Below are 23244 nucleotides of genomic sequence, written 5' to 3' on the forward strand. Positions count from 1 at the left end.
CTTACTCACGTCCCAGATCACGGTGGATGGTGTTCACCGTGACGTTGGGGAGCTGGCCGAGCCGGCGGGCCAGCTCTTCGGAGACGGCCACGGAGCGGTGCTTGCCGCCGGTGCAGCCCACCGAGATGTTGGCATAGTGCTTGTTCTCGCGGCGGTAGCCCTCGATGACCGGGCGCAGCGATTCCACGTAGTTGTCCAGGAAGTCGGAGGTGCCCTCGTTGCCGAGCACGTACTCGCTGACTTCCGGGTCCAGGCCGGTGTGCGCGCGCAGCTCGGGCACCCAGTGCGGGTTGGGGATGAAGCGCATATCGGCGATGAAGTTCGCGTCCGCCGGGACCCCATATTTGAAGCCGAAGCTCATCACGTTGAGCCGGAGCTGGACCGGGCCGTCCTCATTGAAGATCTCGGTGATCTCCCGGGCCAGGCCGTGGACGTTGAGGTCGGTGGTGTCGAGCACGATCTCCGCGGCGGACTTCACCTCCTTGAGCAGGTCACGCTCGGCGGTGATGCCGTCGAGGATCCGACCGGAGCCCTGCAGCGGGTGCGGGCGGCGGCCCTGTTCGAAGCGGCGGACCAGCAGCGCGTCGGAGGAGTCCAGGAAGAGCATCCGGTAGGTCACGCCCGTGGCCTTGAGCTGCTCCAGGGCGCCGAGCATGTCGGAGAACAGCGCGCGGGTGCGCACGTCGATCACCACGGCGAGCTTCTCCATGGAGCCAGGGTGTCGGGAGATGATATCGATCATGGTGGTGATGAGCTCCGGCGGGAGCCCCTCGACCACGTACCAGCCCAGATCCTCCAGGGCATGGGCAGCGGTGGTTCGGCCGGCACCGGACATGCCGGTGACGATCAACAGTTCGTTCTCGGGCGGCTTCACCGGGGTCAGACCAACATCCATGCCCAAAGCCTATCTGCCGGGTATGACAAGGGTGAACCTCCGGTTCAGTCCAGGGTTCAGACCCGGGTCGATACAGCGTTCAGGCCGGGTCCTTCTCGGCGGCGCCCGCCGCAACCGACTCCCCCGCAGGCGACTCGGCCTGCAGGTGGTCGAGGATCTTCTGCGCTGTGCCGCGACCCATGCCGGGGACCTCGATGATCTCCTCCAGGCTGGCCTTCTTCAGGTTCGCCACCGACCCGAAATGCGCGACCACGGCGGCGCGGCGGCTCGGCCCCAGGCCCGGGACATCGTCGAGTGCGGAGGCGGTCATCGCCTTGGACCGCTTGGACCGGTGGTAGGCGATGGCGAAGCGGTGGGCCTCGTCGCGGATCCGCTGCAGCATGTAGAGCGCTTCAGAAGAGCGCGGGAGCACCAGCGGGAAGTCGTCCCCGGGCAGCCAGACCTCCTCGAGGCGTTTGGCCAGCCCGACGACGGGCAGGTCGGTGATCCCGAGGTCATCCAGCGCCTGCCGGGCCACGTTGACCTGCGGCTGGCCGCCGTCAACGACGACCAGGCTGGGCGGGTACGCGAAGCGCTCGGCCTCACGCTCCACCACGGTGGAGTCCTTCGTCTCCTCAGCAGCGGACTCCCCTGCCGCAGGCTCAGCCGCCTCAGCCACCTCCACCGCAGCCCCCGACTGGGCCTGGTCCTTCAGGTGCCGGGCGAACCGGCGGGTGATCACGTCGTACATCGCGGAGGTGTCATCCCGCGCGGCGTCGCCCTTGATCGCAAAGCGCCGGTAGTCGCGCTTCTTGGAGAGTCCGTCCTCGAGCACCACCATCGAGGCGACAACGTTGGTGCCGGAGGTGTGGGAGATGTCGAAGCATTCGATGCGCAGCAGCGGCTCGGCGGCGCCGAGCGCCTCCTGCAGATCGCGCAGCGCGGCGGAGCGGGTGGTGATGTCGGAGTTGCGCCGGGACTTGTGCAGGGACAGCGCCTGGGCGGCGTTCTCCTGCACGGTGCCCAGCAGGGCGGCCTTGTCCCCGCGCTGGGGCACGCGCAGGCTGATCTGCGCCTTGCCTTCGCCGGAGTCGCTGCGCAGCTGGCGCAGCCAGGCGGTCATCTCCTCGGCGTTGTCCGGCAGCGCCGGGACCAGCACCTCGGGCGGGATCCGTTCGGTGTCGGCCATGGAGCCGTAGACCTGCATCAGCAGCTGCTCGACCATCGCGCCGGCGTCGGTCTCTTCGACCTTCTCCACGACCCAGCCGCGCTGGCCGCGGACGCGGCCCTGCCGGACGTGGAAGACCTGGGCGGCGGCTTCGAGCTCGTCCTCGGCGAAGGCGAAGATGTCGGCCTCGGTGTCCTCGGAGAGCACCACGGCGTTGCGTTCGAAGACCCGGCGGATGGCTTCGAGGTCGTCGCGGTGCCGGCCGGCGTCCTCATAGCGCAGCTCGGCCACGGCGGACTTCATCTGGTTCTCGATCCGCTTCACGTGCGGGCCGGGGCGTCCGGCCATCACCTCGCAGAACTCCTCGGCGAGCTTGCGGTGGTCTTCTTCGCTGATCTCCCCCACACACGGCGCGGCGCATTTGCCGATGTAGCCCAGCAGGCAGGGCCTGCCGGAGGCCTTGGCTCGCTTGAAGACCCCGGCGGAGCAGGAGCGCACCGGGAAGACCCGGAGCATGGTGTCCACGGTCTCGCGGATCGCCTTGGCCGGGTAGAAGGGTCCGAAATACTTCACTCCGGGCTTCTTGTCGCCGCGCATCACCTGGACCCGCGGGTACTTCTCGTTCATGGTGACCGCGAGGTAGGGGTAGGACTTGTCGTCGCGGTACATGATGTTGAACCGCGGGGTGTGCTGCTTGATCCAGGTGTATTCGAGCTGGATCGCTTCGAGCTCCGAGCCGACCACGGTCCATTCCACGCTGGCCGCGGCGTGGACCATGGCGTAGGTCTTCGGGTGCAGCGTGTTGACCCGGGCGAAGTAGGAGTTCAGCCGGGAACGCAGGTTCTTGGCCTTGCCCACATAGACCACGCGGCCGTGCGGATCGATGAAGCGATAGACCCCGGGGGTGGTGGGGATCTCCCCGGTCTTCGGACGGTAGGAAGAGGGATCAGCCATGGTCCTCGGCGGGGGGCGCGTTGTAGCTGGCCACCCGTTCCTGGCCGCTGAGCGCGGCGATCGAGTCCATGATCGCCTCGGTGGCGGCCCGGCGGGCGGGCAACGGGTGCTTCTTGCCCAGCTTCTCGAACTGCAGCGGCTCCCCCACGTGCATCTCGAACTTCCGGGGTCGGACCATCCGGGAGTCTGGCTTCTGCAGCGCCTCGGTGCCGCGCAGCCCGACCGGGACGATGGGCAGTCCGGTGGCCACGGCGAGCCAGCCGACGCCGTTCTTGCCGCGGTAGAGCCGGCCGTCGCGGCTGCGGGTCCCCTCGGGGTAGATCCCGACGCCGTGGCCGGCCTGGGCGATCGCGCCGAGCTCGAAGAGCGCCTCCACCGAGGCGGACTGGCGCTGCCGCTCCACCGGGACCGAGCCGACGGATTCGAAGAACAGCTTCATCGCGCGGCCCTTCACCCCGGTCTGGTTGAAGTACTCCGCCTTGGCGAAGAAGCTCACGGTGCGCGGGAACAGCGCCTGGATCAGCACCGAGTCCAGGAAGGAGAGGTGGTTGGAGGCGACAATGAAGCCGCCCTCGTCCGGGGTGTTCTCCAGTCCGGTGATGACCGGTCGGCAGGAGAGCTTTACGGCGATCTCGAAGGTCTTGCGGACCGCATCATTGGTGGCGACGCGCTCAGAATCCTGCGCCTCGGGGGTGGTGCTCACCTGGTGCCTCCGCTTACTCGCTGATCAGCGACGTCGTCCTGCGTAAATGAAAAAAGTCCAGCCTGTGAACTGGCCCACTCACTTTAGCAGTGCGGCAAGGAATGCGCCCGTGTGGGAACCTGTCTTCTCTGCGGTGGAGGCGACCTTCTCCGGGGTCCCCTGGGCGACGACGAGCCCGCCGCCGCTGCCCCCTTCGGGGCCGAGGTCGATGACCCAGTCGGAGGACTTGATCACATCGAGGTTGTGCTCGATGGTGATCACGCTGTTGCCCTTCTCGACGAGTCCCTGCAGGACCTGGAGCAGCTTGCGGATGTCCTCGAAGTGCAGGCCCGTGGTGGGTTCGTCCAGCACGTAGACGCTGCGCCCGTTGGAGCGGCGCTGCAGCTCAGACGCGAGCTTTACCCGCTGGGCCTCGCCGCCGGAAAGCGTGGTGGCGGACTGGCCGAGCCGGACGTAGCCCAGGCCGACCTCGACCAGGGTGTTGAGGTGCCGGGCGATCGGGGCGAAGGCGGCGAAGAACTCTGCTGCCTCCTCGATCGGCATGTCGAGCACCTCGGCGATGTTCTTGTTCTTGTACTTCACCTCGAGGGTCTCGCGGTTGTACCGGGCGCCGTGGCAGACCTCGCAGGGCACGTAGACATCCGGCAGGAAGTTCATCTCGATCTTCAGCGTGCCGTCGCCGGAGCAGGACTCGCAGCGGCCGCCCTTGATGTTGAAGGAGAACCGGCCGGGCTGGTAGCCGCGGGTCTTGGACTCGGGCGCCTGCGCGAAGAGCTTGCGGACGTGGTCGAAGACCCCGGTGTAGGTGGCCGGGTTGGAGCGCGGGGTGCGCCCGATGGGTGACTGGTCCACGTGGATCACCTTGTCCAGGTGATCGTCGATCCCGTCGATCCGGCGGTGGCGGCCGGGGACCTGCTTGGCGCCGTTGAGCTTGTTCGCCAGGGACTTGTACAGGATCTCGTTGATCAGCGTGGACTTGCCGGAGCCGGAGACGCCGGTGACCGAGAGGAAGATCCCCAGCGGGATCTCCACGGAGACCTTGTCCAGGTTGTTCTCCTGGGCTTCGACGACCTTGAGCATCCGGGACTTGTCCACCGGGCGGCGGGTGGTGGGCACGGGGATGCTGCGCCGGCCGGAGAGGTAGTCGCCGGTGATGGAGTGGGTGTTCTCGCGCAGGCCCTGCACGGAGCCGGAGTGCACGATCTCGCCGCCGCGCTCACCGGCGCCGGGTCCGATGTCCACGATCCAGTCGGCCTCGGCGATGGTGTCCTCGTCGTGTTCGACCACGATCAGGGTGTTGCCAAGGTCGCGCAGCCGGGTGAGGGTCTGGATGAGCCGGGCGTTGTCGCGCTGGTGCAGACCGATGGAGGGCTCGTCGAGGACGTAGAGCACCCCGACCAGGCCGGAGCCGATCTGGGTGGCGAGCCGGATGCGCTGGGCCTCGCCGCCGGAGAGCGTGCCGGCGGCGCGTTCCAGGTTCAGGTAGCTCAGGCCGACGTCGAGCAGGAAGTTCAGCCGGGCCAGGATCTCTTTGAGCACCTGGTCGGCGATGGCGGCGTCGCGGGCGGAGAGCTCCACGCTGGTGAAGAACTCGGCGCACTTGTCCAGCGGCAGCCGGGCGATCTCGGCGATCGAGGCGCCCTGCACCGTGACCGCGAGTGCGGCGGGGTTCAGCCGCTGGCCGTTGCAGGCCGGGCATGGGACCTGGCGCATGTACTGCGCGTAGCGGTCCCGGGCGTTGTCGGACTCCACCTCGAGGTGCTTGCGTGAGATGTAGGAGAGCACGCCTTCGAAGCCGGTGGAGTAGGTGCGTTCGCGGCCGAAGCGGTTGCGGTACTGCACGACGACCTTGTGGTTGCGGCCGTGCAGCAGCGCCTTCTGCGCCTTCTTGGGCAGGTCCTTCCAGGGGGTGCGCACCGAGAAGTCGAGCTCCTTGGACAGCGCGGTGATCAGCCGGAGCCAGTAGTCCTTGGAGGCCTTGCCCAGCGCCCAGGGGGCGATGGCGCCGCCCTCGAGGGAGAGCGTGTCATCGGGGATGACAAGGTCGATGTCGACCTCGAGGCTGGAGCCGATGCCGGAGCAGACCTCGCAGGCGCCGAAGGGGTTGTTGAAGGAGAAGGAGCGCGGCTCGATCTCGTCCAGCTGCAGCGGGTGCTCGTTCGGGCAGGCGAGGTTCTCGGAGAACGGCCGCTGCTTGGGGCCCTTGAGGCCTTCGGGGACCCGGTCGTTGGTGGGTTCGCCGTCGTCGTCGAGGTCGACCAGGTCGATGACCAGGCGTCCGTCGGCGAGCTTCAGCGCAGTCTCCACCGAGTCGGTGAGCCGCTGGCGCATGCCCTCGCGGATCACCAGGCGGTCGATGACCACCTCGATCTGGTGCTTATAGGTCTTCTCCAGCGTGGGCGGCTCGCTGAGCTGGATGATCTCGCCGTCGACGATTGCGCGGGAGAAGCCCTCACTGGCGAGGTCGCGGAAGAGGTCCTTGAACTCGCCCTTGCGGCCGCGGACCACGGGGGCCAGGACCTGGAAGCGGGTCTTCTCAGGGAAGCCGAGGACCTGGTCGACGATCTGCTGCGGGGTCTGGCGTTCGATCTTCTCCCCGCAGGTGGGGCAGTGCGGAATCCCGATCCGGGCCCAGAGCAGGCGCAGGTAGTCGTGGATCTCGGTGACCGTGCCCACGGTGGAGCGGGGGTTCTTGGAGGTGGACTTCTGGTCGATGGACACCGCTGGGGAGAGGCCCTCGATGAAGTCGATGTCGGGCTTGTCCACGCGGCCCAGGAACTGCCGGGCGTAGGCGGAGAGCGACTCGACGTAGCGCCGCTGGCCCTCGGCGAAGATGGTGTCGAAGGCGAGCGAGGACTTGCCGGAGCCGGAGAGGCCGGTGAAGACGATGAACGAGTTGCGCGGCAGCTCGACCGTGACGTCCTTGAGGTTGTGCTCGCGGGCACCCTGGACCACAATCCGGTCCGCCTCGGCACGACCGATCGTGCCGTTGATGGCGGATTTTTCTCGCGCACCCTCGGCGTAATAGTCGTCCACGGATTCGATGATCGCTGTTTCTGCTGCTCGCTCTGACACGTCGTTCAGTGTAGAACCCCTGACGCGCTCGAACAAACGTTCGAAGCGAGACGGGGGGGGCGATGCGCCGGGACCCGCCCAGTCGTTATCCTGGCGGCTTGTCAAAGCCCTGTCGCTCCATGGCACCCCAGGATTGGTTTTTTCTCAGGTAGGTAACGATGGCAAAAGCGCGCCAGAGTGTATTGATCTGCCGGTACCCGAAATTCTCCAACACTGCGTAGGCGGTGATCTTGGCGAGGTCTGACCATCGGTGATACCGGCGTAGTCGCATCTCCTCCAGGAGCACTGCCGCGAGGGACAATATTATCCCCAGCCCCACAGCCGCGACGAAGAATGCGACCGCGAAACTCACGTCGAGAATTCCTAGGCTCAATCCGATCGCGAATGCTGCATATCCTATGAGTTCGATGACTGGGCCCAGCGCCTCGAAGAACAAGAAGTACGGCATCCCCAGCATGCCTACCGTTCCGTAGCGTGGATTGAACAGCATGGTGCGGTGGCGATGAAGCGTGTCCAGCAGACCTCGGTGCCACCGATCGCGCTGCCGCCGCAGAACCCGGAGGGAGCTGGGGACTTCGGTCCAGGCGACGGGATCTGGCACGAAGACTATTCGCTCCTTGCGCTGGGCCCTTCGGAGCGTCTTGTGCAGCCGAGTCACGAGCTCCATGTCTTCGCCCACGGTGTCGCTCGCGTAGCCGCCGGCTGCCACGATGTCGTGTCGCCGGAACATGCCGAAAGCCCCGGAGATGATCAGCATGGCGTTGAGTGAGCTCCACCCGGTGCGGCCAGCGAGGAAGGCTCGCAGGTACTCCACGATCTGAAAGTTCGGCAGCGCCTGCCGAGAGGTCTTCACATCGATGACCCGCCCCATTTCCACGGTGCATCCATTCGCGACGCGCACGATGCCCCCCACCGCAGCCACATCGCTGGATTCGATCATGGGACGCGCTAGACGCAGGAGGGCATCTTCTTCGAGGATGACGTCAGCGTCGATGCAACAGATCAAGGGGTAGCGGGCGGCGCAGATTCCCGCGTTCAGCGCGTCGGCCTTTCCACCATTGTCCTTGTCGACGACCAGGATATTATCCGTCGCCGAGGTGTAGACGGCCTTTATCGGCTGCGTCTGCAGCTCTTTCTGGATTGACTGGTCTGACGCTTTGAGCTCGAATTCCTTGCGCAGGATGTCGACGGTGCGATCACGGGAGCCGTCGTTGACGACGACGATCTCGAATGTCGGGTAGTTCAGGGCGAGGAATGAGCGGACGCTTGCCGCGATGGTGGCTTCCTCGTTATATGCAGGGACGATCAGCGAGACCCCGGGAGAGTATTGCGAGTTCGCGAGCTCTGAGAATCCCGAAAACACTTCCCGCCGCGCGTAGTCTGAGACGACCCGAAATGAAATGACATACAGCATCAGATAGAAGCCATTAAGGAGAAAGAAGTAACCGAGTATGGCGTAGTTGACGGCCAGTACGAAACCCTCAACCGTCATTCTCGACCCCTACTTCTCGTTCCAGGCGTTCATCTTCAGATGGGGCAGGCACTTGCAGCATGCGACCCAGAGTTTCGCGTTCGGTATGGCTAAGCTCGGTGGCCAGGTCGGTGAGGTGTCGTGTCGCCCCAGCATTGACGAGGGTCGATATCGCGGTTCGCGCGCGGGTTCCCGTCGGGCCCTGAAGGGCCAGTTCCTGAACTAACCTGGCAGTGGCGCCACTGGCCTCTAAAGCCGTCACTGCCTGGTCTCGAACGTGGGCGTCTCGAGAGCCTGCGAACCTGACCAACGCGTCCTCTCCGATCAGGCCCATTCCTGCGAGGGCTTCTGCTGCCGCGGTACGCACGGTCCACATCTCATCTGCCATCAGTTTTCCGAGGGCTGGAATCCCCGAGGTGTCCCCGATTGACCTCAGGGCATGGGCCGCCTGTTGACGGACCTCCCAATGACCGTCCTTGGAACACGCGCTCAGCAGCCGCACATCGCTGGGCCCGCCGCAACGGCCCAGCGCCCGGACAGCTCCAGCACGCACCGCCACACTCTGCGCCACTTCGATGGTTTCACGCAGGACCGGGCGGGCCTGGTAGGAACGTGTCCCGCCGAGCACGCTGAGCACGGCGAGGAGCCCCTTCTCCCCGTTTCCGACGTCGTGGACGAGCCTTCTTTCTACGTGTGCGATGAGCTGGGGAAGGGCTTGGCTCCCGAGCCGATGCAGGTTCTCCGCGATGCGCAATCGCGTCAACTCGGAGGGATCATCGAGGGTACGTACCAAGATCTCCACCGCCTGTGGTGTCCCGAGCTGCGCCAGAGCGCGCGCAGCGACGGCACGGACTGTTTCATCCTGATCAGTGACCAACAACCCGAGATCCTCGACCTGGCGGGCGCCGCCGAGATGACCCAGCCGTTCCGCGGCCCGAGCTCGGCGCCAGCGGCGACGCGAACGCAGGGCGGCCTGATTCCTTCTCACCAGTCCCAGCTCACGGACCAGGTCAAGCATCTGGTCCCGAGAAGAGCCATGGAGATATCTGATGCGTTCGACCAACATCGGTGTGAGGTCGCGGTCAAGTCGGCGCAGACCTACCCGGCGTAAAGTTGCCGGACCCATACCGCCGTGGAGGGTCTTCTCCAACAGGGGTTCCATCTTCTCCTGATTCGCTCCCCGCCACCGTTCGATCATGCTGCGGATTGACTTGATGCTCACTGTGGTCATCACCATCACCAGGATCGACAGCACCAGCAGCGCTACAACCACCTGCATCCACCCCGGTATACCGAATCCCATGGATAGAATGTACCCGAACTAAAGTTCAAGAACTTTTGGTATTTGTAAGGCGAGGGGCAGCAATGGCTGGACTTGAAGGCATCAAGATGATGGTCGTCGATGATGAGCGCGTGATACGACGCATGATCACGGCCAAGCTCACTGGTCTGGGTTGTCAGGTGACTGAGCTCGCTGACGGACAAGAAGCCCTCGAGGCTCTGCACGCGGGTGCAAGACCTGACGTTCTTGTGGTGGATAAGCTCATGCCGCGGCTCAATGGACTGCAGCTGGTCCGTCAGCTGCGTAAGAGTCCCATGGAGGATCTCGCGAAGCTGCCGATCATCATGCTCACCTCACGTCAAGGTGAGAACGACACCATCGAGGGGCTGGAAGCAGGGCTCGATGACTACATCGCCAAGCCGTTCTCTCCGGATGAGCTCGCTGCACGTGTTCGCACCGTGCTGTGGCGTTCCAGAGGCCGAATCTGAGGTTGTCGCCTCAGATGACGATCCCGGCTTAGCGAGGCGTGACCCGGACGTGGTCCACTGACACGTGATGATCCTGCGGACTGCGCTCACCCTCCAACCATGCCGGAAACCATGTGTTGAGATGCAGACGAAGTGGTCCGGCAGGCATGTCACCACGGAGACTCTCCAGGAGTTCACCGTCGACGAAGAACTCCACCACATCAGCCCCATAGTGGAAGCCGTAGGTGTGGAACCCCGCTGTCGGGTCGAAAGGCAGCTCATGGGTCCTGCTGACCTGTTGACCAGCAGAGTAGTAGGTGAACATCACCCTGCCGGTCCGGTCGTTGAAGATCTCGATATCGATCTCCTGAGCCTCGTCCGGCGGTTCGTAAAGGAAGAATCCGGTGATCGAGGAAGGGGCGTGTGGAACGCGCAGACGCGCCTCGAACCTTCCAAAGCCAAAGGCTTCTACGGAGCGTATCTCTGCTCCGTTGGTGGAGTCCGCCGGCAGCGTCAACCGCAGCACATGGTCAGCGACGTCCACGCTTGACGGTTCCAGAAGGCTTCGCCCGAGACGATGACTACGTTTCGTCCAGTGCGCGGGTCGAAAAGAAGCGAAATCTTCGTCCACAGCAGCTCCCTTTCTCATCCCGCGTACCTGTCGGTCGCGCGCGCTGGCGTCTTTGCCTACGTGACACTAGACCGTCTTGGCGACTTCCTTCTCCAAGGACCCTTTGACGGCCTCGAACTCGATCTCCAGCAGTCTAAGTCTCTGAGTGAGCTGCGGGTAATCTCGGGTTCTGCTCAGTTCCTGGACCTGACCAGCTAGTTTGCTCAGGTGAAGGGCGCCCATACTGCCGCTGCTCCCCTGCAGGGCGTGCGCAAGTTGGACTGCCGCAGTGTGGTCATTCTGTGTGATGGCCTGGCCAATCTTCTCAATCTGGGCGGGGGCGTCTTCTAGGAACATGCCCACCAGCTCAGCGAATACCTCGTTTCCGCCTGGCTGATCCAAGGCTCTCAGCGCCTCCAGGATCCCCCGATCCAGCGGAGACGAAGTCCGTTCTGGCGCTGCCGTCAGATCTGGCACATCACCTGCTGGTGACCCCACCCAGCGCGATAAGGCCAGTTGCAGCTGTTTCTGATGAATCGGTTTCGGCAGGTGGTCATCCATGCCAGCCGCCAGGGCCTGGTCACGGTCCTCGGCCATGGCGTTGGCTGTCAGTGCGATGACAGGCAAGCGGTCCTTTCCGGACTCTGTCTCTATCCTCCGTATCTGGGCGGTAGCGGAATAACCATCCAGCTCAGGCATCTGGATATCCATCAGCACCGCGTCGAACGAGTGATGCGTCGCGGCTTCAACCGCAAGGCGTCCGTTCGCTGCTGTCTCCACCGTGTACCCCAAGTTTTGCAGCATGGCGCTGGCGACTTTCTGGTTGATCAGGTTGTCTTCGACCAAGAGGATCCGTCCGGCGTAGGGGGCTCGCTCTCCTGACCCCTCCTGCAGCGGCTGGTTCCATTCAGCGGTCTTTGCAGAGGACGACTTCGCCGTTTCTCCCTTGGCGTCGCGAGCCGTCATGACCTGTGTCAACGATTCCAGGAGTTGGGTCTGTCGGACCGGTTTGGTCAGGTAGGCGGAAATTCCTGCCTGACTGGCTTGCTCACCGAGGCTCTCGCCGATCGAGGTCAGCAGCAGAAGCCGGGTTCCCTCGTGTGTTGGATCTGCTGAGATGACACGAGCCAGCGTGATGCCATCCATGCCCGGCATATGCATGTCCAATATCGCTAGGTCATAGTGCACCTGTGCATCCGCGGCTTCACGAAGCATCTGCAACGCCCGGGGTCCGTCTTCAGCGGCAGCACTGTGCATTCCCCAGCTGGCGAGCTGATGCTCGAGGATGCTCCGGTTCGTGGGACTGTCATCGACCACCAAGACACGTCTCCCCAACATGTTCTGAGGGTGTTCCTGAGGGTCCGCATCCCCGTCGCCGGGGGCATGTTTCATCAAGGGTGCTGTGAATGTGAATGTGCTTCCGCTCCCCGGAATACTTATCATGCCCATCTCGCCACCCATCAGTTCGCTCAATCTACTGGCGATGGAGAGTCCTAAGCCCGTTCCGCCAAACCGTCGAGAAGTGGAGTCCTCTGCCTGTGAGAAAGCTGAGAACAGTCGATCCTCCTGGTCTTTGCTGATACCGATACCTGTATCGGTGACCTCGAACTGAATCGTCGCGACGTCTTCAGTCTCTTGATTGCATGAGGCGCTGATGACAACCTCACCTGAGTCGGTGAATTTGATGGCGTTACCAACGATGTTGATCAGTATCTGTCGGATGCGGAAATAATCGCCGACCAACTTCTGCGGCGTGCCTGGCTCAACGAAGCCACTCAGATCGAGACCCTTCTTGTGGGCAGGGGCGGCGAAGAGCTGGGTGATCTCCTCGATCGTCTCCCTCAGATCAAAGTTCGTGAGCTCGAGCTCCATTCTGCCGGCCTCGATCTTCGAGAAGTCTAGGATGTCGTTGATCACCGACAACAGCGCCTCTCCTGAACTCTGCAGAGTCTGCGCATAGTCGCGCTGCTGAGGAGAGAGACCTGTCTCCAGGAGCAGCTCCGTCATGCCGATGACGCCATTCATCGGGGTGCGGATCTCGTGCGACATATTCGCCAGAAACTGACTCTTCGCCCTGTTCGCCGCCTCAGCAGCCTCTTTCCCGGAACGCAGCTGTGTGGACACCAGCTCACGGGTCGTCACATCGACAGCGACGCCGATCACTCCGGTCACCTCACCGCCGCGACCCCGAGTGGGCGAGTACGTCGCGGAGTACACCACCGCACCGATTCGGATGTCTACAGTCGTCCTCTCGCCCGCTAGCGCGCCTCTCGTAGCTGCGATGACCTCAGGATTATCAGAGTAGAGGTCAAAGATTGACTCTCCTACGAGCTCTTTTGAAGCGACACCTATAGCAGTGAGTCCTTGCCCCTCTGAAAGCGTCAAGACTCCCTCGGCATCAATAGCAAAAAGCACCACGGGCGCATTATCGACCAAGGTTTGAAGTCGGGTTTCACTCTCTAGAAGCTTGTTCTGGATTTCTCTTTGTGATGTGAGGTCATCATTGATGACGATGATCGCTTCAGGTTCGCCGCTCTCATTCCGCAGGGGAACCCATCGACAGAGTACGACCAGTTCGCTGCCGTCTCTGGCGGCTTGAGTCAGTTCGCTTTCCCACCTGCCGTCACGAAACACAGCCGCAGTGATCTCTTCGAGGGGCGCGGGGAACTGTGTCTGCAGCAGGTCGTAGGCGATCTTTCCTTGGGCGTCCTGTTGAGACCACCCATACATCTCCTCTGCACCGCTGTTCCAGAAGAGGATACGGCCATCGAGATCGCGAACGTAGATGGCTTCGTGCACCAGATTCAGCAGCCACTCCTGGGCGGTCGTGGACAGTGTCCACTGCGCGCCCGAAAAACCTTGAGCATTCATCGTTGAAACAACCCCGTACGTTGGCACCACTGTTCTCGGTCTCACTGTAGATGCTCGAACATCCTCCACCCGGCAACCATCAAGACCAGCTTGCCCTGCTCTTCCAGGGATCTAGATTTTCGCGAAAAGTGGCAGATTCTCCGAACACCCGGTTCGGCGTTCCCCGCCAAATGTCCTGAGGCGGTCGAACAAACGTTCGAAGCGAGAGCGGGATAGGCACCTGCAGAGTTTCACCCACGTAAAACCTGTGTTTCATTCGTTGCAGAGGGTCCTAAACGGTGATGCACAACGTTTCACCGGGGCTAGTCTCGCTGTGCATTCACCCGCCGGTGGACGCTCGGATCCGCTCCCCCACGGAGAACACAGTGACTCAGACACACCGCCCCCAGCAGACTCACCCAGACCGCCACCCCGTCCACCGCTCCTACACATGCTCAAGGTCACGCTCCCGCAGGCACTCGAGCCCCCGCCGGAGGCCCTGCGAGCCCCGGAGCCGTCGGGCCCGCCCCGCACCCAGCCCTGCACAATAAGGACCTCGGACCCGTCGGCCCGGAAGAGAAGCGCTGGGGCTGGTTCGAGATCTTCAACGTCTGGACCAATGACGTGCAGTCCCTGGCGGGGTACACCCTGGCCGCCTCGCTGTTCATCGGCGCCGGGATCAACGGCTGGTACGTCTTCGCCGCGATCATCCTCGCCGGAGTCTTCGTGAACTGGCTGGTCAACCTCTCCGGCGCCCCGAGCGTCCGGCACGGCGTCCCCTATGCGGTGATGGCCCGGCCCTCGATGGGCGTGCTGGGTGCCCGATTCCCCGCGATGGTCCGCGGCGTGGTGGCGATCTTCTGGTACGGCGCGCAGACCTATTTCGCCTCCACCGCGGTGGCGCTGGCGTTCAACGCCGCCCTGAACAGCCCGCAGACCGGGACCTTCCTGGGCCTGGATGTGATCGGCTGGGTCTCCTATGTGATCGTCGCGCTGATCCAGGTCTGGCTGTTCACCCGCGGGATCGGCACCATCGCCCGTTTCCTGAACTTCGCCGGGCCCGCGGTCTACGTGGTGATGACCGTGCTGCTGATCGTGATCTGGGTCCGCGCCGGCAGCGACCTGCTCCCCGCAGTGGGCACGATCTTCAGCAACCAGGACGTCACCGGCTGGGCCGCGATCTCCGCCTTCGTCGGGGTGGTCGGCACCATGGTGGCCTACTTCGCCGCGGTGATCATCAACTTCGGCGACTTCTCCCGCTTCTCCAAGACCGAACGCTCCATGCGGCTCGGCAACTTCACCGGACTCCCGCTCTCGCTGGCCTTCTTCACGTTCCTGTCACTGTTCATCACCGCCGGCGCCTATGTGGTGTTCCAGGGCGGCACCGGGGAGCCGATGGACAATCCCACCGACATCGTCGCGCAGACCGAATCCGTGATCCTGGCGATCGTCGCGGCGATCACCTTCCTGCTGGCCACCGTGGGCATCAACCTGGTCGCCAACTTCATCCCGCCGGCCTACGACCTCGCCAACCTCGCGCCGCAAAAGATCAGCTTCCGCACCGGCGGCTACATCACCGCCGTCATCGGGTTCATCATCGGCGCGCTCTGGGTCGCGGTGATCGAACAGATCGGGCTGCCCACCTTCGTGGACACCCTCGGCGCACTGCTGGCACCGCTCTATGGCGTGCTGATCGTGGACTACTGCATCATCCGGCGCAGTCAGATCTCCACGCCGGACCTGTTCAGCATGGATCCGACTGGACCGTATTACTACACCCGCGGCTGGAACCTGCGGGCCATCGCAGCCTTCGGCATCGCAGCGATCTTCGCGGTGCTCACCGTCTGGGTCCCGGCGCTGGCCGCCCTGGCCGGCTTCGCCTGGATCATCGGCGCAGCACTGGGCGGGCTCTTCTACTGGCTGGTGATGCGCGGACAGGCCACTCCCCCATCGCAGACCACCCAGCAGACGACGACGCCGGCCGCCGCACCTCAGTGAATCTGCCTCCCCGGTGAGCCTGAGTTCCTATGAGGCCACCCCCAGTTGAGGGGCGGATTCTCCGAGTACCTGATACGAATTTCGTCCCCAGATATTCGATCATTCCGCCCCTCGATAGAAGTGTTCTCGATCACGCTCTGGACTCCACACAATAGGACCATGTGAGAATGGCCTTGTGATCTCCGACTCTCTCACCGCCTCTGCCGCCGTCCGCACCGACGATGTGGTCGTCACCGCGCCCGACATCAGGGCAGTCCTCTTCGACCTCGACGGCACCCTGGTCGACCCGGCCGGGGCGATCACCCTCGGCATCGTGCACTCGCTGACCGTGCACGGCATCGAGATCCCGGAGCAGGAGGTGCTGGACTCCTTCGTCGGCCCCCCGCTGGCCACCTCGCTGGCCAGCCTGCCCGGAGTCACCGAGGCGATCATCCCCTCGATCGTGGAGGAGTACCGGCAGCGCTACCTGGCCGAGGGCATGCAGGCCAGCCGGGTCTACCCAGGCATAGAGGACCTGCTGCGCACGCTCAACGCCGCCGGTGTGGTCTGCGCGGTGGCCACCTCCAAGCCCACCGGACTGGCCGAACGGTTGCTGAGCATCCAGGGCATCCGCGAGCACTTCGCCGCGGTGGCTGGGTCACCTGAGGACGAGTCGATCCCCCACGCCGGCAAGGGCCCAATCCTCGCCGCGGCCCTGGAAGCGATCGGCTTGGACCCCAGCAACGGCCCGATCGCAGAGACCTCACCCGACGCCAAGGTGGTCATGGTCGGTGACCGAATCTTTGACGTGGACGGCGCCGCCGCCCACGGGCTGTCCTGCATCGGGGTGCGCTGGGGCTACGCTCCCGCCGGGGAGCTGGAGCAGGCCGGGGCCGCGCCGATCGTCAGCACCGCCGAACGCCTCGAGGAGGCGCTGGTCGCCGCCGGGATCCTGGTGCCGGTCAAGCAGAAGGCCTACGCGCCGGGGTACGTCCGCTTCGTGGTTCCGCAGGGTCGCCGCACCTTAGACTGACTCTCATGGCCTCTGACAGTTCTCTGCTCTACGATCTCCCCGCAATCACGCTTCGCCGCATCTCGGTCTCCGAGATGAACAACAACGTGTATCTGCTCACCGCGAAGAAGTCGGGGGTCCAGGTGCTGATCGATGCCGCCGACGACGCCGGGGCCATCCGTGGTCTGCTCGCCTCCGCCGCCCAGGACACTCCCTGTCCGCTGGAGCTGTCCGCGGTGCTCACCACGCATTCGCACTGGGATCACATCCGCGCGCTCGAAGAACTGCTCAGCGGCGGCACCGCGGCCGCCGCAGGGTCGGCCCGCCCGGAGGCCGCGGCCGGCGCCGAGGACGCCCCCGTCATCGAGGCCGAGAAGAACGTCACCATCGACCGTCGGCTCGGCCACGGCGAGAGCCTGACCTATGACGGCATCGACCTCGCCGTGGTCCACCTGCGCGGCCACACCCCCGGGTCCGTGGCCTTCGTCTACCGCGTCGAGGACGGCCCGACCCACATCTTCACCGGCGACTCGCTCTTCCCCGGCGGGGTCGGCAAGACCTGGGCAGCCGAGGACTTCATCTCCCTGATCGATGACGTCGAGGCCCGGCTCTTCGAGGTCTACGAGGATGACACGATCATCCATCCCGGCCACGGCGACCCCACGACGTTGGGCGCCGAACGCGCCCAGCTCCCCACCTGGCGGGAACGCGGCTGGTGAGCCCGGTGACTGCTGTGACGGCCTCCAAACGACTCAACAAGCTCGAACCTTCCGCCGGAACAGACGGCCCCGCCGGGCCCGAAGAGCTCTACGCCGCCTTCGAAGCCTGGACCCAGACCCAGGGGATCACCCTCTACCCGGCGCAGCAGGACGCCATCCTGGAGCTCGCCGACGGCCAGCACGTCATCATGGCCACTCCCACCGGCTCCGGCAAGTCCCTGGTCGCCACGGCCGCGCACTTCTTCGCGCTCTCCCGCGGCGAACGCAGCGTCTACACCGCCCCGATCAAGGCCCTGGTCTCGGAGAAGTTCTTCTCCCTGGTGGAGATCTTCGGCGCCGAGAACGTCGGGATGGTCACCGGTGACTCCTCGGTCAATGCCGGCGCCCCGATCGTCTGCTGCACCGCGGAGATCCTCGCCAATGAGGCCCTGCGCGACGGCCGCGACGCCAACGTCGGCCCGGTCATCATGGACGAGTTCCACTTCTACGCCGATCCGCAGCGCGGCTGGGCCTGGCAGGTCCCGCTGCTCGAACTCACCGGCCGCGCCGACCCGGGCACCCCCGGACACGGGTCCTCCGGCAGCCGGGCGCAGTTCCTGCTCATGTCCGCCACTCTGGGCGACACCTCCCGGTTCGAGGCCCGGCTGAGTGAAGGAACCGGACGCGACGTCGTCACGGTCTCCAGCGCCGAGCGTCCGGTGCCGCTGAGCTACGAATACTCCACCACAGCGCTGCAGGCGAAGCTCGAGGAGCTGGTCAGCACCCATCAGGCCCCGGTGTACGTGGTGCACTTCTCCCAGCGCGAGGCGGCCGAGCGCGCCGTCGGCCTGGCCTCGCTCAACGTGGTCTCCAAGGAGGAGCGCGAGTTGATCCGGGTGAAGCTGGAGACCTTCCGGTTCGCGGCAGGCTTCGGCAAGACGCTGAACCGGCTGCTCCGCGCCGGGATCGGGGTGCACCACGCGGGCATGCTGCCCAAGTACCGCCGGCTGGTGGAGCAGCTCGCCCAGCAGGGCCTGCTGAAGGTCATCTGCGGCACTGACACCCTCGGCGTCGGGATCAACGTGCCCATCCGCACGGTGCTGCTGACCGCGCTGAGCAAATACGACGGCACCCGCACCCGGCAGCTCAATGCCCGCGAGTTCCATCAGATCGCCGGTCGCGCCGGCCGGGCCGGGTTCGACACCCACGGCACCGTGGTGGTTCAGGCCCCGGAGCACGTGATCGAGAACAACGCGGCGATCGAGAAGGCCCGCGCCAAGCACGGCGATGATGAGAAGAAGGTCTCCCAGGCGATCCGCTCGGCCGGGAAGAAGAAGCCCCGGGACGGGTTCGTCTCCTGGAGCGACAAGACCTTCGAGCGGATCATCACCGCCACCCCGGAGCCGATGGTCTCCCGGATGAAGGTCAGCTACTCGATGGTGCTGCACCTCCTGGAACGGCCCGAGGACCCGATCCGAGCGATGCGCCGGATGATTCTCGCCGCCGATGAGACCCCGGCCCGGAAGGCCCAGTTGCAGCGCCAGGCGCTGCAGATCCTGCGCGAGCTGCTCACCGCCGGGGTGCTGGAGCGTCTGGAGCGGCCCGATGAGGACGGCCGCACCGTGGACCTGACCCTGGACCTGCAGGACAACTTCGCGCTGAACCAGCCGCTGGCGCCGTTCGCGGTGGCCGCGGTGGAGCTGCTCGACGTCGAGTCGGAGTCCTACGCCCACGATGTCATCAGCGTGATCGAGTCCATTCTGGAGACCCCGCACCAGATCACCGGCGCCCAGGTGAAGCAGCTGAAGTCGGAGAAGATCGGCGAGCTCAAGGCCGAGGGGGTGGAGTATGTGGACCGGATGCGGATCCTCGATGAGCTCACCCACCCGATGCCGCTGGCCGAGCTGCTCACCCAGCAGTTCGAGATCTACCGCACCGGCGCCCCCTGGGTCTCCGACCATGCGCTGCAGCCGAAATCGGTGGTCCGCGACATGCTCGAGCGAGCCTTCGACTTCACCACGATGGTCAATCATTACCAGATCGCGCGGTCCGAGGGCGTGCTGCTGCGCTACCTCAGCGACGCCTATAAGGCGCTGAAGCAGACGGTCCCGGAGAACCGGCTCACCGAGGAGCTCGAGGACCTGCTCGCGTGGCTTGGTGAGGTGGTCCGGCAGACCGACAGCTCGCTGCTGGAGGAATGGGAGCGGCTCCAGGCCGGGGATGACCCGGAGAAGCTGGCCGAACTCGCCGCCATGGAGGCCGACATCTCCGCGCTGGATCACCCGGACCGGGTCACCTCCAATGCGCGGGCCTTCAAGGTGATGGTGCGTAACGCCTTGTTCCTGCGCGCGGAGCTCTTCGCGGAGGAGAAGGAGGCGAAGCTCGCCGAGCTCAACGCCGAGCACGGCTGGGACAAGGACCGTTGGGGTCAGGCGCTGGACGCCTACTTCGACATCTACGAGGAGGTCTACACCGACGCCCAGTCCCGTGGGCCCTCCCTGGTGCGGATCGACGTCTCACCCAAGGACACTCCGGACTCGGAGCGCCGCTACTGGCGGGCGGTGCAGGTCTTGGATGACCCCGAGTCTAATCACGACTGGGGCATCCACGCCTGGATCGATCTCACCGCCTCGGATGAGACCGGGGCCCCCGTGGTGATCATGGACCGGGTCGGCGAACTGGGATGAGCACTGCCGTTTCGGGAGCTCACCCGGCGCCCAGCGCCGGAGCGACCTCCACGCTGATCGACGGCACCCAGATCACCGATCACTGGTTGGACGTGCCGCTGGTCCATTCAGCGCAGTCGAACCACACTGCGCAGTTGAGTCACACAGCGCCCGACGGCGAGGCGATCCGGATCTACGCCCGGGAATTCGTCTCCGCGGAGGCGGCCGCGCAGGGCCGGGAGCACGTGGAGTCCCTCCCCTGGCTGCTGTTCCTGCAGGGCGGCCCCGGCGGGAAGGGCACCCGGCCCGCGAAGCTCGGCGGCTGGATGGCCGAAGCCGGAGCCAATTTCCGGATCCTGATGCTGGACCAGCGCGGCACCGGCCTTTCGACTCCCCTGACCCGGCACTCCCTCAAATCACGGGGCGACGACGCTGCCCAGGCCGCGTATATGCGGCATTTCCGCGCGGATTCGATCGTCGCGGACGCCGAGGCGTTCCGCCGGGCCCTGGGACTGAAGTCCTGGAGCGTGCTGGGACAGAGCTTCGGCGGGTTCTGCACGCTGAGCTACCTCTCCTTCGCCCCTGAGTCCCTGGACCGCGCGCTGATCACCGGAGGCCTCGCCCCGCTCACCGGCCACGCAGACCGGGTCTACCGCGCCACCTACGCCAAGATGCGGGCGCGGAACTATGAGCACTTCGCGCGTTTCCCGCAGGACCGGGAGATCCTGGACGCGGTCTTCGCGCACCTGCGCACCCACCGGGTGCAGCTGCTCGACGGCTCGGCACTCACCCCGGCCCGGTTCCAGCTGCTCGGGATGCTCCTGGGCGGCAACACCCGGGCCGATTCGCTGCACTACCTGCTCGAAGAGGCATTCACCGGACCTGACCCGACTCAGCTCTCCGACACCTTCCTCGCCGCGGTGGGCCAGCAGCTGTCCTTCGCGGCGAACCCGATGTACGCAGTGCTGCATGAATCCATCTACGGCCAGCCCGCCGCGCTGACCGATGGTCGCGCGTCCACCGGCTGGGCCGCCCAGCGGGTGGCTGCCGAGTTCCCGGAGTTCGACGCCGAGGGCGCCTCTCCCCTGCTGCTTGGCGAGATGATCCTGCGCGAACACCTGCTCCTGGACCCGACGCTGCAAGACCTCGTGCCGGCCGCGGACCTTCTGGCCGGAGTCGAGGACTGGGCACCGCTCTATGACCTCGAGCAGCTGCGCGCCAACCGGGTGCCCACCGCCGCGGCGCTCTACACGGATGATGTGTATGTGGCCCGCGAGCTCTCCTGGGAGACTGCGGACCGTGTCGGCGGGATCAGCGTCTGGGAGACCAACGAGTTCCACCACGATGGCCTGGGCGACGACGGCGCCCGGGTCTTTGGTGAGCTGCTGAAACGCACCTGAGGGTCACTGTCGTGACGTAGAAAAGAACCGGCCGGGCCCGCCTGATCTGAGATCAGGGGACCCGGCCGGTTCTTTCGTGCCGGTCAGAGATGTTCCGTCAGTCCTGTCCGGTCGTCGATTCGGTCACTTGACTCCGGTGCGCAGACCGCGGGCCTTCTCGAGCAGCGCCACGTAGTTGCCCCGATGCTCGATCAGGTCGGCCTGGTACTTCTCCGGCACGGTGGCAACCTTCGCAGACCAGTAGTCGGACTTCTCGGCGGTCTTGATCAGGCTGAACTCTCGGTCCTCGGGAGCCTTCTCCGAGAGGTCCACGTAGCGCTGGTTGTATTTCTCGGCGTTCTGGATGGCGCGCAGCGCGCGGCCCTTCGGCGCCAGCAGCGAGGCGACCACGGTGATGATCAGAACGCCCACGATGACCAGCAGCGAGAGACCTGTGGTGATCTCGACCACGGAGACGTCTTCACCGTTGTTGATGAAGGGCAGGTTGTTGTCATGCAGGGCGTGGATCATCAGCTTGACGCCGATGAAGCCCAGGATGAGCGCCAGGCCGTAGGAGAGGTAGATGAGCCGGTCCAACAGGCCGTCGATTAGGAAGTAGAGCTGGCGCAGACCCATGAGCGAGAACGCGGTGGCCGCGAAGACGATGAACGGTTCCTGGGTGAGCCCGTAGATGGCAGGGATCGAGTCCACGGCGAAGAGCAGGTCGGTGCCGCCGATGGCGAGCATGACCAGCAGCATCGGGGTGAACATCCGCTTGCCGTCGATGCGGGTGGTCAGCTTGTCCCCGTGGAAGTCATCGGTGGTGTTCAGGTGCCGACGGGCGAACCGGATGATGAAGTTGTCCGCCTCGTCTCCCCCGGAGTCACCGGCGAGCTCCTTCTTGAGCAGCTGCCCGGCGGTCATCAGCAGGATGATGCCGAAGATGTAGAAGACGTCGCTCCAGAGGCTGATCAGCCCGGCGCCGATGAAGATGAACCCGCTGCGGGCGATCAGCGCGAAGACGATGCCGAAGAGCAGCACCTTCTGCTGGTACTCACGGGGGACGTTGAAGCTGCCCATGATGACCAGGAAGACGAAGAGGTTGTCCACCGAGAGCGCCTTTTCGGTGACATAGCCGGCGTAGTACTCGGTGGCCATCTCCGGGTAGCCCAGGGCGAAGAAGCCGAGGCCGAAGAGCAGGGCCACGCCCACGTAGAAGGCGGACCAGAGGGCGGCCTCTTTGATCGTGGGGGTGTGCGCCTTGCGCACGTGGAAGACGAAGTCGAAGAGCAGCAGACCGATGATCAGCGCAAGCGTGACGGTCCAGACCAATGGGGAGATCTCCATGAAGGAGCCTTTCGCGAAGATGGGTACAACCATGTCATCGCGAGTCTCTCCGCCTGAGTCCAGGCCTCTGTGTCCGGCGAGGCGACGTTGCCCCGCGTGCTGACGACCACAGTGTTAGGGATACTCCCCCACGCTTGGATGATGATACACCGGCCGGTCGGTGAACTTGATCATTCGCCCTAGACTTGGCTCGTGAAATTTTTACCGGACGAGCTATATGCCCAGGTCGAGCAGTCGATTCCCCTGATCTGCGTGGACTTTGTCCCCGTGCGGCAGGTCCAGGGCAGGACCGAGATCGGCCTGATTCTGCGGGAGTCACCCTTCGGGCAAGTCTGGTGCCACCTTGGCGGGCGCATATCGCGCGGAGAGACCATCACCGATGCGTTGCAGCGGCATGCCCATGACACCTTGGACACGGACCTGGTCCTCGGCGCAGACCCGCAGCCAAGCCACGTCTACCAGTGGTTCCCGCCTGCGGACACACCGGAGTCAGCCCAGCAGCTTGCTCACGGGGTAGACCCACGCAAGCACTCTGTCGGCCTGTCCTTCACCGTCGAGCTGGCCGGTGCACCTGGCCCGCGCAACGAGGCTCTGGACTTCGGATGGTTCGGACCTGCAGAGCTCCCGGACCCGCTGTGGCCTGGCTGCCAGGACCTGCTCTCCAGTCTCCTGCGGAGCTGACCGGCGCCACGATAATCCGTGGCGCGGGTC

Annotated in this window: 16 protein-coding genes; 7 read left to right on the plus strand and 9 right to left on the minus strand. The window is 64.8% G+C overall.

All coding sequences use genetic code 11. The annotated features are described in order from the left end of the window. Window position 1 precedes the first annotated feature (1 nt). From rapZ to ACHAA4_RS03105, 6 genes are all read right to left on the minus strand, one after another. The gene (rapZ, locus tag ACHAA4_RS03080) at window positions 2–895 is read right to left on the minus strand and encodes an RNase adapter RapZ (RefSeq protein WP_435772714.1); all 894 of its coding nucleotides are present in this window, start codon (window positions 893–895) and stop codon (window positions 2–4) included. 79 nt (window positions 896–974) lie between these two features. After that, window positions 975–2996, minus strand: coding sequence for an excinuclease ABC subunit UvrC (uvrC, locus tag ACHAA4_RS03085; RefSeq protein ID WP_435772715.1), 2022 nt, complete (start codon window positions 2994–2996; stop codon window positions 975–977). Then, a complete protein-coding gene (locus ACHAA4_RS03090; protein WP_435772716.1) occupies window positions 2989–3699 on the minus strand; it encodes a lysophospholipid acyltransferase family protein in 711 nt (236 codons plus the stop codon). Before ACHAA4_RS03090 ends, uvrC begins: the two co-directional genes overlap by 8 nt. 78 nt (window positions 3700–3777) lie before the next feature. After that, window positions 3778–6693: an excinuclease ABC subunit UvrA gene (gene uvrA / locus ACHAA4_RS03095; protein ID WP_435772978.1), complete on the minus strand. Its 2916-nt coding sequence runs from the start codon at window positions 6691–6693 to the stop codon at window positions 3778–3780. Window positions 6694–6859: 166 nt separating this feature from the next. Next, the gene (locus ACHAA4_RS03100; protein WP_435772717.1) at window positions 6860–8266 is read right to left on the minus strand and encodes a glycosyltransferase family 2 protein; all 1407 of its coding nucleotides are present in this window, start codon (window positions 8264–8266) and stop codon (window positions 6860–6862) included. Continuing rightward, the gene (locus ACHAA4_RS03105; RefSeq protein WP_435772718.1) at window positions 8256–9524 is read right to left on the minus strand and encodes a HEAT repeat domain-containing protein; all 1269 of its coding nucleotides are present in this window, start codon (window positions 9522–9524) and stop codon (window positions 8256–8258) included. The genes ACHAA4_RS03100 and ACHAA4_RS03105 overlap by 11 nt, the downstream gene beginning before the upstream one ends. Window positions 9525–9610: 86 nt before the next feature. On the opposite strand from ACHAA4_RS03105, the gene ACHAA4_RS03110 reads away from it, so the two are divergent. After that, a complete protein-coding gene (locus ACHAA4_RS03110; RefSeq protein WP_435772719.1) occupies window positions 9611–10015 on the plus strand; it encodes a response regulator transcription factor in 405 nt (134 codons plus the stop codon). A gap of 28 nt (window positions 10016–10043) precedes the next feature. On the opposite strand, the gene ACHAA4_RS03115 is transcribed toward ACHAA4_RS03110, so the two are convergent. Next, the gene (locus ACHAA4_RS03115) at window positions 10044–10625 is read right to left on the minus strand and encodes a glycoside hydrolase family 16 protein (protein ID WP_435772720.1); all 582 of its coding nucleotides are present in this window, start codon (window positions 10623–10625) and stop codon (window positions 10044–10046) included. Window positions 10626–10691: 66 nt separating this feature from the next. Further along, on the minus strand, window positions 10692–13475 hold the full coding sequence (locus tag ACHAA4_RS03120; RefSeq protein WP_435772721.1) for a response regulator: 2784 nt from the start codon (window positions 13473–13475) through the stop codon (window positions 10692–10694). A 519-nt stretch (window positions 13476–13994) separates the two neighbouring features. On the opposite strand from ACHAA4_RS03120, the gene ACHAA4_RS03125 reads away from it, so the two are divergent. The 5 genes from ACHAA4_RS03125 (at window position 13995) to ACHAA4_RS03145 (ending at window position 21207) form a co-directional block, all read left to right on the plus strand. Beyond that, window positions 13995–15452: an NCS1 family nucleobase:cation symporter-1 gene (locus tag ACHAA4_RS03125; protein ID WP_435772979.1), complete on the plus strand. Its 1458-nt coding sequence runs from the start codon at window positions 13995–13997 to the stop codon at window positions 15450–15452. 175 nt (window positions 15453–15627) lie between these two features. Then, a complete protein-coding gene (locus ACHAA4_RS03130) occupies window positions 15628–16464 on the plus strand; it encodes an HAD hydrolase-like protein (RefSeq protein WP_435772722.1) in 837 nt (278 codons plus the stop codon). Between the two features lie 5 nt (window positions 16465–16469). Continuing rightward, on the plus strand, window positions 16470–17162 hold the full coding sequence (locus ACHAA4_RS03135; protein WP_435772723.1) for an MBL fold metallo-hydrolase: 693 nt from the start codon (window positions 16470–16472) through the stop codon (window positions 17160–17162). Between the two features lie 14 nt (window positions 17163–17176). Next, window positions 17177–19828 (plus strand): DEAD/DEAH box helicase, encoded by a 2652-nt coding sequence (locus ACHAA4_RS03140; protein WP_435772980.1) that lies wholly within the window; start codon window positions 17177–17179, stop codon window positions 19826–19828. Beyond that, window positions 19825–21207 carry an alpha/beta fold hydrolase gene (locus ACHAA4_RS03145; RefSeq protein WP_435772724.1) on the plus strand — a complete coding sequence of 461 codons (1383 nt, stop codon included), beginning with the start codon at window positions 19825–19827 and terminating at the stop codon, window positions 21205–21207. The genes ACHAA4_RS03140 and ACHAA4_RS03145 overlap by 4 nt, the downstream gene beginning before the upstream one ends. A 123-nt stretch (window positions 21208–21330) precedes the next feature. Here the strand turns inward: ACHAA4_RS03145 and ACHAA4_RS03150 are convergent, their stop codons facing one another. After that, window positions 21331–22533, minus strand: coding sequence for a TerC family protein (locus ACHAA4_RS03150; RefSeq protein WP_435772981.1), 1203 nt, complete (start codon window positions 22531–22533; stop codon window positions 21331–21333). Window positions 22534–22725: 192 nt separating this feature from the next. On the opposite strand from ACHAA4_RS03150, the gene ACHAA4_RS03155 reads away from it, so the two are divergent. Continuing rightward, the gene (locus ACHAA4_RS03155; RefSeq protein WP_435772725.1) at window positions 22726–23214 is read left to right on the plus strand and encodes a DUF4916 domain-containing protein; all 489 of its coding nucleotides are present in this window, start codon (window positions 22726–22728) and stop codon (window positions 23212–23214) included. Window positions 23215–23244 lie beyond the last annotated feature (30 nt).

The organism is Nesterenkonia maliinae (assembly GCF_051262655.1).
GTDB lineage: Bacteria > Actinomycetota > Actinomycetes > Actinomycetales > Micrococcaceae > Nesterenkonia.